General features: G+C 62.6%; 12 protein-coding genes. 6 read left to right on the forward strand and 6 right to left on the reverse strand.

Annotated elements, in window-relative coordinates:
• Positions 1-46: 46 nt before the first annotated feature.
• From D8U61_RS27175 to D8U61_RS27185, 3 genes are all read right to left on the reverse strand, one after another.
• On the reverse strand, positions 47-1,414 hold the full coding sequence (locus D8U61_RS27175; protein WP_125926203.1) for an MFS transporter: 1,368 nt from the start codon (positions 1,412-1,414) through the stop codon (positions 47-49).
• 127 nt (positions 1,415-1,541) lie between these two features.
• Complete coding sequence (locus D8U61_RS27180) at positions 1,542-2,276, reverse strand: helix-turn-helix transcriptional regulator (RefSeq protein ID WP_016771819.1); 735 nt, start codon at positions 2,274-2,276, stop codon at positions 1,542-1,544.
• A 317-nt stretch (positions 2,277-2,593) separates the two neighbouring features.
• Positions 2,594-3,523 (reverse strand): LysR family transcriptional regulator, encoded by a 930-nt coding sequence (locus D8U61_RS27185; protein ID WP_110603751.1) that lies wholly within the window; start codon positions 3,521-3,523, stop codon positions 2,594-2,596.
• Positions 3,524-3,644: 121 nt separating this feature from the next.
• On the opposite strand from D8U61_RS27185, the gene D8U61_RS27190 reads away from it, so the two are divergent.
• The 3 genes from D8U61_RS27190 (at position 3,645) to D8U61_RS27870 (ending at position 5,310) form a co-directional block, all read left to right on the forward strand.
• Positions 3,645-3,938: a putative quinol monooxygenase gene (locus D8U61_RS27190; protein WP_122611296.1), complete on the forward strand. Its 294-nt coding sequence runs from the start codon at positions 3,645-3,647 to the stop codon at positions 3,936-3,938.
• A 32-nt stretch (positions 3,939-3,970) separates the two neighbouring features.
• Positions 3,971-4,984 carry a zinc-binding alcohol dehydrogenase family protein gene (locus tag D8U61_RS27195; protein ID WP_130928024.1) on the forward strand — a complete coding sequence of 338 codons (1,014 nt, stop codon included), beginning with the start codon at positions 3,971-3,973 and terminating at the stop codon, positions 4,982-4,984.
• 152 nt (positions 4,985-5,136) lie between these two features.
• Complete coding sequence (locus D8U61_RS27870) at positions 5,137-5,310, forward strand: hypothetical protein (protein WP_016771823.1); 174 nt, start codon at positions 5,137-5,139, stop codon at positions 5,308-5,310.
• 17 nt (positions 5,311-5,327) lie between these two features.
• On the opposite strand, the gene D8U61_RS27200 is transcribed toward D8U61_RS27870, so the two are convergent.
• Positions 5,328-6,524 (reverse strand): multidrug effflux MFS transporter, encoded by a 1,197-nt coding sequence (locus D8U61_RS27200; protein WP_024011460.1) that lies wholly within the window; start codon positions 6,522-6,524, stop codon positions 5,328-5,330.
• An 87-nt stretch (positions 6,525-6,611) separates the two neighbouring features.
• The gene (locus D8U61_RS27205) at positions 6,612-6,809 is read right to left on the reverse strand and encodes a cation transporter (RefSeq protein ID WP_041479643.1); all 198 of its coding nucleotides are present in this window, start codon (positions 6,807-6,809) and stop codon (positions 6,612-6,614) included.
• Positions 6,810-6,957: 148 nt separating this feature from the next.
• Between D8U61_RS27205 and D8U61_RS27210 the strand changes: the two genes are divergently transcribed.
• The 3 genes from D8U61_RS27210 to cueR all read left to right on the forward strand — a co-directional run bounded on the left by D8U61_RS27210 (position 6,958) and on the right by cueR (position 10,353).
• Positions 6,958-7,341 (forward strand): hypothetical protein, encoded by a 384-nt coding sequence (locus D8U61_RS27210; RefSeq protein WP_024011458.1) that lies wholly within the window; start codon positions 6,958-6,960, stop codon positions 7,339-7,341.
• Between the two features lie 208 nt (positions 7,342-7,549).
• Positions 7,550-9,943 carry a copper resistance metal-translocating P1-type ATPase CueA gene (gene cueA / locus D8U61_RS27215; protein WP_130928025.1) on the forward strand — a complete coding sequence of 798 codons (2,394 nt, stop codon included), beginning with the start codon at positions 7,550-7,552 and terminating at the stop codon, positions 9,941-9,943.
• A complete protein-coding gene (cueR, locus tag D8U61_RS27220) occupies positions 9,940-10,353 on the forward strand; it encodes a Cu(I)-responsive transcriptional regulator (protein WP_016771827.1) in 414 nt (137 codons plus the stop codon). The genes cueA and cueR overlap by 4 nt, the downstream gene beginning before the upstream one ends.
• Here the strand turns inward: cueR and D8U61_RS27225 are convergent.
• Positions 10,307-11,515 (reverse strand): MFS transporter, encoded by a 1,209-nt coding sequence (locus tag D8U61_RS27225; protein ID WP_130928026.1) that lies wholly within the window; start codon positions 11,513-11,515, stop codon positions 10,307-10,309. The two genes, cueR and D8U61_RS27225, sit on opposite strands and share 47 nt — an antisense overlap.
• Positions 11,516-11,898 lie beyond the last annotated feature (383 nt).

The raw sequence follows: 11,898 nt of genomic DNA on the forward strand, positions 1-11,898 counted from the left end.
AACACCGCTTTCGCGAGCAGGCTCGCTCCCACATTCATATCGATGTTCACTCGGTAAGCTCTTCCAGGGTCTTGCCCCGCGTCTCCATCCCGAACAGCCACACCACGCCCGCCGCAATCGCGAAGCACGCCGCGCCCAGCGCGAACACCCCGCCCTGCCCGGTAATCGGGAACACCAGCCCGGTCACCAGTGGCCCGAGCAGTGAGCCGACGCGGCCGATGGCTGAGGCGAATCCCGAGCCGGTTGCCCGCGCTGAAGTCGGATACAGCTCTGGCGTGTAGGTGTAGAGCACCGCCCACATGCCGAACAGGAAAAACTGCATCAACAATCCGGTGCCGATCAGCAACGCGACGTTGCCGCCGAACACCGCACTCTGCCCATACAGAAACGCCATCACCCCGCCGCCCAGCAGGGTGACGATGCACACCGGTTTGCGCCCCCAACGCTCGACCAGCCACGCCGCCATGAGGAAGCCGGGAATCCCGCCGAGCGAGATCAGCACCGTGTAGTACACCGACTGCGTCACGGCGAAACCCGACTGCTGCAGCAATGCGCTGAGCCAGGAAGTCAGCCCGTAGAAGCCCAACAATGCGAAGAACCACAGACTCCAGATCATCGTTGTGCGCTGGCGATATTGCGGCGACCAGATCTGCTTGAGTGCCGAGAAGAAATTACCCGGCGGCGTCACCGTGCGTGGCAAACGAACCGGTTCCGGTAACGCCGCACCGCCCAGCGAAGCACGCACCCGCGCTTCAATGCCGTTCAACACTTTGTCCGCGTCGGCGTCGCGCCCGGCCTGTTCCAGCCATCGCGGTGACTCAGGGATGAAAAAGCGGATCGCCAGGACAAATACCGCCGGCACTGCCAGCACCAGGAAAATATCGCGCCAGCCAATCAGCGGCAGTAGGAAGTACGAGAGCACCCCCGCCGCGACAAACCCCAGCGGCCAGAAGCCGTCCATCAGGGCGATGTAGCGCCCGCGCCGTTGTGCTGGAATCAGCTCCGAGAGCATCGACTGCGCGATGGGAAACTCCATACCCATGCCAATTCCGAGCAGGATGCGAAACAGCGTCAGCGTCTCCACCGTCTGCGCCGTCGAACACAGGTAACTGGCCACGCCCCACAACACGATGCTCCACTGAAACACCGGTTTGCGCCCGAAGCGGTCGGCGAGCATTCCCGACAGCGACGCCCCGAGCACCATGCCGAAGAAGCTCGAACTGGCCAGCAACCCCGCTTGCGCACTGCTCAGGCCGAACTCGGCTTTGATCGAGCCGAGCAGGAAAGTCATCATCGCCAGATCCATGGAGTCGAAGAAAAACGCCAAGGCTATGATGATGAAAATGACGCGGTGATAACTGCTGAGCGGCAGCCGTTCCAGGCGCTCAGCCGCACTAAAGCGTTGTGTATTCATGTTGTGCTCCCCCATCCGAAAAATCCCCGGATCGAGTGTGCGCGATGGTCATACAGAGGTCGTACTGGATGCGACCTGTTCACAGCCGTGGACGACGTCAGCCTTCAGCTCATCGCCGAGCAACGCTCTAGAACGCTGTTTCCAGCTCGGTTTCCTTGGCAAAGCGATGGATTTCGCGCTGGCCGGTGGCGGTCAACTGCAAGGCGCGGGAATCGTTGGGCAAGGTCAGCCAGCCGGACTGCATGAACAACTGCAACAGCGCCGCGCCCAGTGAGCCGCCCATGTGCGGACGGCGCTCGCTCCAGTCCGGGCAGGCGCAGGCGACCTGCACGTTGCGGTGGGCCAGGGCCTGGATGAACACACCGCGCTGGGCCAGTCGGGTGGAGCCCTTGTGCGTCACCACCACCCGCTGCTCAAGCTGTTCGATCCAGCCGGCATCGAGCAGGCGCTGATACAGATCGGCCGCCAAAGTACCGCCCAGATGATCGTCGCAGAACCGCGCGCGCAACAGCGAAGACGGCGCCGCCTGTGGTCTGACCATGGGAGCCGTGCGTTTCAGCGCATCAGGGATTTGCCGTGGCGCGCTGGCAATGGTGGCGCTGGCCAGTGCTTCGATCGCCGCGCCGATTTCCGGTGCCGCCAGGCGAAAGAAGCGTTTGCGCCCACGCATTTCGATGTTCAACAGCCCCCCTGCGGACAGGCGTCCCAGATGCGCACTGGCCGACGACGGCGAGAGCCCGGCCAGCAGCGCCAGCTCTTCGGCTTGCCGCGCCGAGCCATCCATCAACGCCCACATCATCGCGCTGCGCTTGGGGTCGGCCAGCAATGTCGCGATCTGGCTGATGCACGGTGCATGTTCCATATGTTCACTCCCTGTTGAATCGTATCGTCTACCGCTCGGAGACATCCTGGCCGGTTATGGGGCATCGGCCAACACGCGAAAATCGCCCGGGATCGGTGGCAAGGGATGCCACCGACACCAGCTGCTCCGGCACACAACCTGGCAGCAGAAGTAGCAACCGTCACCAAAAGCCGGCAACGCGTTACGGGGTCTGCGCGCCGGGTGTCAGTGCAGGCATGAGGCGGGCGCTAGTATAAGCGGGTTAAGCCAGACGTCCTGCGCCTGGGCCTGGGCAGGTGGCGATTGTTCCTGACAGAAATTTCTCTAATTGCCTGCGACTAATGATCAACTTTGAGGAAACCGGGAAATTGGCTACTCAATTCGGCGCATCGGCTGGCGAGCATCTCCCTCAGCAGGTTCACCGGCTTACTCAATTGTGCGCGATGGGCGCACAACAGATTCAGCGGTGCGCGCTCACACAGCAGTTCCGGCATCAGCACTTTGAGGCGTCCGGCGAGCACATCGGCGCCGACGTCGAGCCAGGATTTGTAGGCGATACCGGCACCGGCCACCGCCCATAGCCGCACTACGTCAGCGTCATCGCTGAAGCGGTCGCCACTCACGGTCAGGCCGACTTCACGCTTGCCATCGTGAAAACTCCAGTGGTCGTGGACGCGGCTGCCGAGCATGTACAAAAGGCAGTTGTGCTGGGCCAGTTGCTCGAGCTGGCGCGGTTCGCCATGCCGGGCCAGATAGTCTGGAGATGCGCACAACACGCGGCGATTGTGTGGCGCGATGGGCAAGGCGATCAGGCTGGAATCTTCCGGCTCGCCGTAGCGCAGGGCGATGTCCACCGGTTGCCGGAACAGGTCGGCGATGCGGTCGCCGAGCAACAGGCGTACCGTCAGTTTCGGGTGTTCACGCTGGAACGCGTCGAGCCACGGCAGCAGCAGATTACGGCCGAAATCCGAGGGTGCTGACAGTTGCAGAATTCCGCTGACCTGATCCTGACCGCTGGCGAGCAGGCGACGCCCCTCGTCGAGATTGCTCAGGGCGGCGCGGGCATATTCGAGGAAGCCTTCGCCCTCGGCGGTGAGGCGCAGGCTGCGGGTCGACCGCGCCAGCAGCCGCGCACCGAGTTGCTGCTCGATGCGCTTCAACGCCGCGCTGGCCACCGCCGCAGACATGTCCATCACCCGTGCCGCCGCCGACAGGCTGCCCAGATCCGCCGCGCGAACAAACAACTGCAAGTCATCAAAACGCAGCATGCGCAGCCTCGATTATCAAAAAAATATTGAAAGAGACTGCTCTTTTAGCCGGTTTTATCGCGCAGAGAAATAGCCAATGATGGCTTCCAACAAATTCATTCCGGTTCTCTGGAGTCCGCGCATGTCACAGCCCTTTACCGCTATTGCTACTCTGACCGCCAAGCCCGGCCAGCAGGACGTTCTCGAACAGGCGCTGCGTGCCCTCGTCGAACCGAGCCGCGCCGAGCCGGGTTGTGGCCAGTACGACCTGCACCGCGACCTTGCCGATCAACAGGTTTTTTATGTGATCGAACAGTGGGCCAGTGACGAGATTCTTGAGGCGCACAACGCCAGCGCGCATTTTCAGAAGTTTCAGGCCAGCGCCGGCCACACCATCGAACACTTCCAGCTCAAACGCCTCGGCAAAATTGCCTGATTCCTCCTTCTATCAACTGTACGGAGCCACTTATGAAAGCCATTGCCTATTACGCTTCGCTGCCGATCAGCGACGCCAAGTCCCTGCAGGACATCGAACTGCCAGAACCGGTCGCCGGCCCGCGCGACCTCTTGGTGGAAGTCAAAGCCATCTCGGTCAACCCGGTCGATACCAAAGTGCGGCAGAACGTGACGCCGGAAAACGGCGCGGCGAAAGTGCTGGGCTGGGACGTTGCCGGTGTGGTCAAGTCGGTCGGCAGCGACGTCACCCTGTTCAAGGCCGGTGACAAGGTGTTCTACGCCGGTTCGATTGCCCGGGCCGGTGGCAATAGCGAGCTGCACGTGGTTGATGAGCGCATCGTCGGCCACATGCCCAAGTCCCTCGGTTTTGCCGAAGCCGCCGCGCTGCCGCTGACCGCGATCACTGCGTGGGAATTGCTCTTCGAGCGCCTGCAAATCAGCGAAGGCAGCAATGATCAAGGCCAGAGCCTGCTGATCGTTGGTGCGGCGGGCGGCGTGGGGTCGATCCTCACTCAATTGGCCAAGCAATTGACCGGCCTGAAAGTAATCGGCACTGCCTCCCGTGCGCAAACCCGTGACTGGGTCAGCGCACTCGGTGCCGATATGGTCATCGATCACAGCCAGCCGCTGAGCGAAGAATTGAAGCGCGCCGGCATCGACAGCGTGACCCACGTCGCCAGCCTGACCCAGACCGATCAGCATCTGCCGCAACTGGTCGAAGCCCTCGCGCCGCAAGGCAAGCTGGCGCTGATCGACGATCCGAAGTCCCTCGACATCAGCCTGCTCAAGCGCAAGAGCCTGTCGCTGCACTGGGAGTTCATGTACACCCGCTCGCTGTTCGAAACGCCGGACATGATCGAACAGCACAAGCTGCTCAACCGCGTTGCCGAGCTGATTGACGCCGGCACTTTGAAGACGACTTTGGGCGAGCACTTCGGCGTAATCAACGCGGCCAACTTGCGCCGTGCCCATGAGCTGCTGGAAAGCGGCAAGGCCAAGGGGAAAATTGTTTTAGAAGGTTTCTAAAAAAATAAAGCCCCGCAAACACTCGTGATGCCAGAGCGGTTGCGGGGCTTTTTGCCGTCAGTCGGTTGCTTGACCCTTGTCACAATTGCGCGGGTATCGGGGTCTACAATCGAAGCCTCTGCGATACATCTTTTACGCAAGGGAGGTCAGCAATGAAGATCCTGATAAAAGAAGTGGCAAAGTCCCAATGGCAGGTGCGTCTGGACCAGCACGTCGTGACCTTTCGCAGTGAAGCCGAGGCTCTGGCCTTCACTCGCACCCTCGAAGCGCGACTCTGCGCGCCCCACCGGATTCCCGAACCCAGCCAGCAGCGCGCCGCCGGCTGAGCTCCAAAGTCGAGCGTTCAGACCTGGGCTTGCGCCAGCGCCCGGGCATTCTGCAAGCGCCGGGTGAGCAGCGCGACGCTCACCACCAGCAAACCACACAGGCTGATGACCATGGCCATCGGCACGGCGCTGCCATCGTGCAACACCCCCACCAACGCGGCGGCACCGGCGGCGATGCTGAATTGCAGGCAACCGAGCATCGCCGACGCACTGCCGGCGCGGGCGCCCTGACCGTTCATTGCGCAAGCCGAGGCGTTGGGAATGATGCAGCCGAGGCTGGCAATGCAGATGAACAGCGGAATCAGCAACGGCCACAATGCCTCTGGACGCATCGCGCTGACCGCCAGCAACGTCAGCCCGGCGAGGAAGTACACCCACACCGCGCGCACCAGCAAGAACGCCGGGCCACGCTTGGCCAGCAAACGAGCATTGACCTGCGCCACCAGAATGAACCCCGCCGCGTTGGTGCCGAACAGCCAGCCAAAATGCTCGGCGGGTACACCGTAGAGCTTGATGAACACAAACGGTGAACCGGCGATGTAGGCGAACATGCCGGCGATGGCGATGCCGCCGGTCAGGGCGTGGCCGAGGTAGACCGAATCCTTGACCAGCCGTGCGTACTGGCGCAACGCACCGGACAACGGCTGGCGCGGCACGTGGGCCGGCATGCTTTCCGGCAGACCCAACGCCACCGCCAGACCTGCCGCCGCACTGAATCCGGTGAGGACCAGAAAGATCGACTGCCAACCCGTGGTGTTGACCAGAAGCCCACCGAGCATCGGCGCCAGAATCGGCGCCAGGCCCATCACCAGCATCAACTGGGAAAACACCTTCGCCGAGCCCACCGCATCGCACTTGTCGGCGACCACCGCACGGGAAATCACCATGCCTGCACAACCACCGAGTGCCTGGACGAAGCGCGCGCCGATCAGCCATTCTAGGCTCGGCGCGTAGGCGCAGGCCAATGACGCCAGAGTAAACAGGGCGACACCGCTGAGCAGCGGAAGCCGCCGGCCGAAACGATCGGAAATCGGCCCGTACGCCAGTTGGCCCAGCGACAGACCGAGGAAGTACGCCGCCAGCGTCAGTTGAACGTGCTGCTCATCGGTGCCGAACGCCAGTGCCATGGCCGGGAAGGCAGGCAAATAGAAATCGATCGCCAAAGGACCGAAAGCGCTCAAGGCGCCGAGTATCAAAATCGTGCGGAAGTTCATCAGGCATCCAGGTGGGCAAGTCGCAGCCCGACAGTCTAGCCGCGCCCGGACGCCTTGAACATTCCGATAGCTCGCTAACGATCAATTTCAGACGAGCTTCACCTCATAACCCTCTTCGCGAATCGCTGCGATGACCTGATCGGCACTCAGCGCGCTTTCGACGCCGACTTCCTTGGCCGCCAGATCGACGCGCACGCTGGCCGCCGGATCCAGCGCCTGCACCGCAGTGGTGATGGCTTTGACGCAATGACCGCAGGACATGCCTTGAACGTTGAACACTTGCATGGGAAGACTCCTTTGAGTGAGGTTGCCGGCAGTCTCGAGCTTGCCACGATGGCAAGGTCAAGTTCTGCGAAAAACTGCCGGGCTGGCATTCGGCGTCGCGCTCGGCCAAGCTGCATGCATCAATGACTGGAATTCAGGAGATTCAGCCATGCGCTGGTCAGCTTTGGGCCTGTTTGGCTTGCTCAGCCTTTTCGCCGCCGTCCCGCAGGTGCAAGCCGCCGGCGAGGATTACGCGGTACTGATCATTTCCCGCGAACGTCTCGAAGTGGCGACCTCGTGCGAGATCGGCGTGTACATCCAGGACCAGCTCTCGGCGCGCCTGTTCCAGGAGCAGAGCACGTCGTTCAACCTGCCACCGGGCAAGGTTTCGCTGCGCTTGAAACTGCTGCCGGGCCAGGCACCGGGTTGCAACCCCGGCATGCTCGCACCGGGCTCGCAGGAAGTCGTGCTGCATGCCGGCGATGTGCTGAAGTTCCGCCTGGCGATGAATGCCGAAGGCGTGTACTTGAAGCCGGCCGGCCTCGGTTACTGAGCCAAGCGCCGACCCGTTGCCGATCGTTCCCACGCTCTGCGTGGGAATGCAGCCATGGACGCTCTGCGTCCCGAAGCGTGACGCGGAGCGTCACAGGAGGCATTCCCACGCTGAGCGTGGGAACGATCAACATCTTGCGGAATGGTGCTTGACCTTGCCCGCATGGCAAGGTTGATCCTGTAGACATCCACTACAGGGAGCGCGACCGATGTCCGAATCCACCACTTTCGATCTGCCGATTGCCGGTATGACCTGCGCCAGTTGCGCCGGGCGTGTCGAGCGGGCGCTGCGCAAGGTCAGCGGCGCCAGTGCCGTCAGCGTCAACCTCGCCACCGAACAGGCCCGGGTACAGGCGCCCGGCGACAGCCTCCCGGCGCTGATGCAAGCCGTGGAGCGCGCCGGTTACAGCGTGCCCCGGCAAACCGTCGAATTGAGCATCGACGGCATGACCTGCGCGTCCTGTGTCGGTCGCGTCGAACGAGCCCTGAGCAAAGTCCCAGGCGTGAGCAGCGTCAGTGTCAATCTGGCCAATGAACGTGCGCACCTCGAATTGCTCGGCCAGGTCGATACGCAAACTCTGCTCGACGCGGTGAGCAAGGCCGGTTACTCGGCCAGCGTCTGGCAAGCCGAACGGCCACAGTCCGATGACCAGCAAAAACGCCTGCACCGTGAGCGCTGGGCATTGATCTGCGCGATCGCCCTCGCTCTGCCGCTGGTGCTGCCGATGTTGCTGCAGCCGTTCGGCATTCACTGGATGCTCCCGGCCTGGGCGCAATTCGCCCTCGCCAGCCCCGTGCAATTCATCTTCGGCGCACGCTTTTATGTGGCGGCGTGGAAAGCCGTGCGCGCCGGTGCCGGCAACATGGACCTGCTCGTCGCCCTCGGCACCAGCGCCGGTTATGGCCTGAGTGTCTATGAATGGGCCAGCGCAGCCGGACGCATGCCGCATCTGTATTTCGAGGCCTCGGCGGTGGTCATCGCTTTGGTATTGCTCGGCAAATATCTCGAAAGCCGCGCCAAACGTCAGACCGCCAGCGCCATTCGCGCCCTCGAAGCGTTGCGGCCGGAGCGCGCGATTCAAGTCATCGACGGGCGTGAGCAGGACGTCGCGATCAGCGCCCTGCGCCTCGACGATCTGGTGCTGGTCAAACCCGGCGAACGCTTCCCGGTGGATGGCGAAGTCGTCGAAGGCCAGAGCCACGCCGACGAAGCGCTGATCAGCGGCGAAAGCCTGCCAGTGCCGAAACAACCGGGCGACAAGGTCACCGGCGGCGCGATCAATGGCGAAGGTCGTTTGCTGGTGCGCACCCAGGCGCTCGGCGCGGAATCCGTGCTGGCGCGGATCATTCGTCTGGTCGAAGACGCGCAAGCAGCGAAAGCGCCGATCCAGAAACTGGTGGACAAGGTCAGCCAGATTTTCGTGCCGACCGTATTGCTGATCGCCCTGGCCACGGTGATCGGCTGGTGGCTGTACGGCGCACCCCTGGAAACTGCGGTGATCAATACCGTCGCCGTGCTGGTGATCGCCTGCCCGTGCGCCCTCGGCCTCGCCACTCCGACGGCAATCATGGCCGGCACCGGCGTCGCCGCGCGTCATGGAATTCTGATCAAGGACGCCGAAGCGCTGGAGCGCGCCCATGAAGTCAGCAGTGTGGTGTTCGACAAGACCGGCACGCTGACCTCGGGCACGCCGCGTATCGCGCACTTCAGCGCGGTCGATGGTGACGAGAATAATCTGCTGACCTTGGCCGGTGCATTGCAGCGCGGCAGCGAGCATCCTTTGGCCAAAGCGGTGCTGGAAGCCGCCGCCGAACGCGGCTTGAACGTGCCCGATGTCAGCGACAGCCAGTCGCTGACCGGACGCGGCATCGCCGGCACGCTGGATGGCCGGCGCCTGGCGCTGGGCAATCGGCGGATGCTCGACGAAAGCGGGTTGGGTACCAGCGATCTGAGCGCATCCGCCGAGGCTTGGGAAAGTGAAGGCCGCACATTGTCGTGGTTGATTGAGCAAAGTCCCGAGCCGAAGGTACTGGGTCTGTTCGCCTTCGGTGACACGCTGAAACCCGGCGCTCTGCAAGCGGTGCAACAACTTGCCGCGCGGGATATCCAGAGCCACCTGCTGACCGGCGACAATCGCGGCAGCGCACGGGTGGTGGCCGAGGCTCTGGGGATCCAAAATGTCCACGCCGAAGTGCTGCCTGCCGACAAGGCCGCGACCGTCGCCGAGCTGAAGAAAACCGGCGTAGTCGCCATGGTCGGCGATGGCATCAACGACGCCCCGGCCCTCGCCGCCGCCGACATCGGCATCGCCATGGGCGGCGGCACCGACGTCGCCATGCACGCGGCCGGCATCACCTTGATGCGCGGCGATCCGCGACTGGTGCCGGCGGCGCTGGAGATCAGTCGCAAAACTTACGCGAAGATTCGCCAGAACCTGTTCTGGGCTTTTGTCTACAACCTGATCGGCATTCCGCTGGCGGTGTTCGGCTTCCTCAATCCGGTGCTGGCCGGCGCGGCGATGGCGCTGTCGAGCGTCAGCGTGGTGAGCAATGCGCTACTGTTGAAAACCTGGAAACCCAAGGACCTGGAGGAACACCGATGAACATCGGCCAAGCGGCCCGACAAAGTGGCCTGAGTGCAAAAATGATTCGTTACTACGAGTCGATCGGTTTGCTCAAAGCGGCCAATCGCACCGACAGCGGTTACCGCGTATACGGCAGCGACGACCTGCACACGCTGGCGTTCATCAAGCGCTCGCGGGATCTGGGCTTTTCCCTGGAAGAGGTCGGCAAGCTGCTGACCCTCTGGCAGGATCGCCAGCGCGCCAGCGCCGATGTGAAAGCACTGGCGCGCCAGCACATCGACGAGCTGAACCAGAAGATCCGCGAGCTCGGCGAGTTGCGCGACACCCTGCAGGATCTGGTCGAACATTGCAGCGGCGACCATCGCCCGGACTGCCCGATCCTCAAGGAATTGGCGTCGGGCTGCTGCGCGCAACCCGCCCGCGCCTGATCCGCAACAGCGTCACCACGCCCAAGGTGCCGAGGGGAATGCCGTGGAACAGCATGACCACGGCCCCCGGCGTCCACCACGCATAGAACGGTGCGGCGACCAGCATGCCGATGCCGAATCCGGTCATCTGCAGCAAGGTCAGCACGCTGAAAATCGGCAGGCGCAACGCCGCAGGTTCCCGTTGCAGCCGTGACATCAGGCTGACTTCGGAAACCCCGTCACCAAGCCCGGCCGGCAAGGCGAACAGCAGCAGCCCCACGAGGCTGTGCTGCTGGAACATCAGAATGAAACCGCAGGACATCAGCGCCACACCGCAGAAAAATCGTCTTTCAAGGTGGCTGTTCTCCGAGCCCTTGAGGTGACTGGCGATGCGCGCGCCGAGCAGTTTGCCGCTGGCCCATACCGCAAGCGCCAGGCCCAAGGTCGTACTCGCCGCCTCGGGCGTGAGCAGTTTCGAAATGATCGGGAAGCCGACGTTATGCGCGGCACTGCCCAAGGTGTCGGCCATGGTCACCGCGAGCATGGCCGCGACCACAGGCGCCGAACGCAGGCCCTGCCGCAGCGCAAACCATTCACCGCGTTGCGGCTGTTCGCTGACATCGTTTTTTTCGAAACGCAGGGGCACGATCAGCAGCGCCGCGAGCACATAGGTCAGCGCGTTGAGGGCGAAGACCGTTTCGAAACCAAAAGCAGCCACCAGCAACCCCGACACCAGACTGCCGCCGACCATGGCGGCTGAAGAGGCTGAGGCGATCCAGGCATTGGCCTTGAGCAGCTGCGCCGGCGCGATCAAACGCGGCAACTGGCTGTTGAGGCCGATGGCGAACATCGAATTGCCCAGGCCGAGGCCGAAGGCAATCAACGGCAACAGCCACGCCTGCTGACTCGCCGGTGTGATCAACAGCAGCCCCAGCAGTGCAGCACGCAACAGATCGAACGCAATCAGCGGCGCGCGGCCCTGCCAGCGTCGGTAGAAGCGTGTGCCGATCAGACTGGCGAAGATTCCGCCACCGACACGGCTGGCAAGGAAAATGCCGACGCTCATGGCGCTGTTGCTCAGCAGGTAGACGTAGGTGGCCAGCGCGACCATGTTGAGGAAGGCGCCGAAATCGGAGATCAGCCGGGCGGTTACGATCAGGTGGGTGTTGCGTGGGGTGGTCACATTCAGTCCTTGAGTGTGGTTGGAGCGCTGGACAGTAGACGCGAATAAGCCAAGATCCGAAAGCCCCCTCACCCTAGCCCTCTCCCAAAGGGAGAGGGGACCGATTGGGGGATATTTGGGAGATACACCGACCTGAACGTTTTTCTTTGAATCCATAATCGACTCGGTTTTTTCAGGTCGATGTATGGCTAAAGACACCTCGGTCGGCCCCCTCTCCCTCCGGGAGAGGGACCGATTGGGGGATATTTGGGAGATACACCGACCTGAACGTTTTTCTTTGAATCCATAATCGACTCGGTTTTTTCAGGTCGATGTATGGCTAAAGACACCTCGGTCGGCCCCCTCTCCCTCCGGGAGAGGGACCGATTGGGGGATATTTGGGA

Source organism: Pseudomonas sp. Sample_14, from assembly GCF_004307515.1.
Lineage (GTDB): Bacteria > Pseudomonadota > Gammaproteobacteria > Pseudomonadales > Pseudomonadaceae > Aquipseudomonas > Aquipseudomonas atacamensis.

Bases quoted from the DNA above. Each gene is read 5' to 3' on its own strand.
- D8U61_RS27175 (WP_125926203.1), bottom strand. From the start codon at position 1,414: ATGAATACACAACGCTTTAGTGCGGCTGAGCGCCTGGAACGGCTGCCG.
- D8U61_RS27180 (WP_016771819.1), bottom strand. From the start codon at position 2,276: ATGGAACATGCACCGTGCATCAGCCAGATCGCGACATTGCTGGCCGAC.
- D8U61_RS27185 (WP_110603751.1), bottom strand. From the start codon at position 3,523: ATGCTGCGTTTTGATGACTTGCAGTTGTTTGTTCGCGCGGCGGATCTG.
- D8U61_RS27190 (WP_122611296.1), top strand. From the start codon at position 3,645: ATGTCACAGCCCTTTACCGCTATTGCTACTCTGACCGCCAAGCCCGGC.
- D8U61_RS27195 (WP_130928024.1), top strand. From the start codon at position 3,971: ATGAAAGCCATTGCCTATTACGCTTCGCTGCCGATCAGCGACGCCAAG.
- D8U61_RS27870 (WP_016771823.1), top strand. From the start codon at position 5,137: ATGAAGATCCTGATAAAAGAAGTGGCAAAGTCCCAATGGCAGGTGCGT.
- D8U61_RS27200 (WP_024011460.1), bottom strand. From the start codon at position 6,524: ATGAACTTCCGCACGATTTTGATACTCGGCGCCTTGAGCGCTTTCGGT.
- D8U61_RS27205 (WP_041479643.1), bottom strand. From the start codon at position 6,809: ATGCAAGTGTTCAACGTTCAAGGCATGTCCTGCGGTCATTGCGTCAAA.
- D8U61_RS27210 (WP_024011458.1), top strand. From the start codon at position 6,958: ATGCGCTGGTCAGCTTTGGGCCTGTTTGGCTTGCTCAGCCTTTTCGCC.
- cueA (WP_130928025.1), top strand. From the start codon at position 7,550: ATGTCCGAATCCACCACTTTCGATCTGCCGATTGCCGGTATGACCTGC.
- cueR (WP_016771827.1), top strand. From the start codon at position 9,940: ATGAACATCGGCCAAGCGGCCCGACAAAGTGGCCTGAGTGCAAAAATG.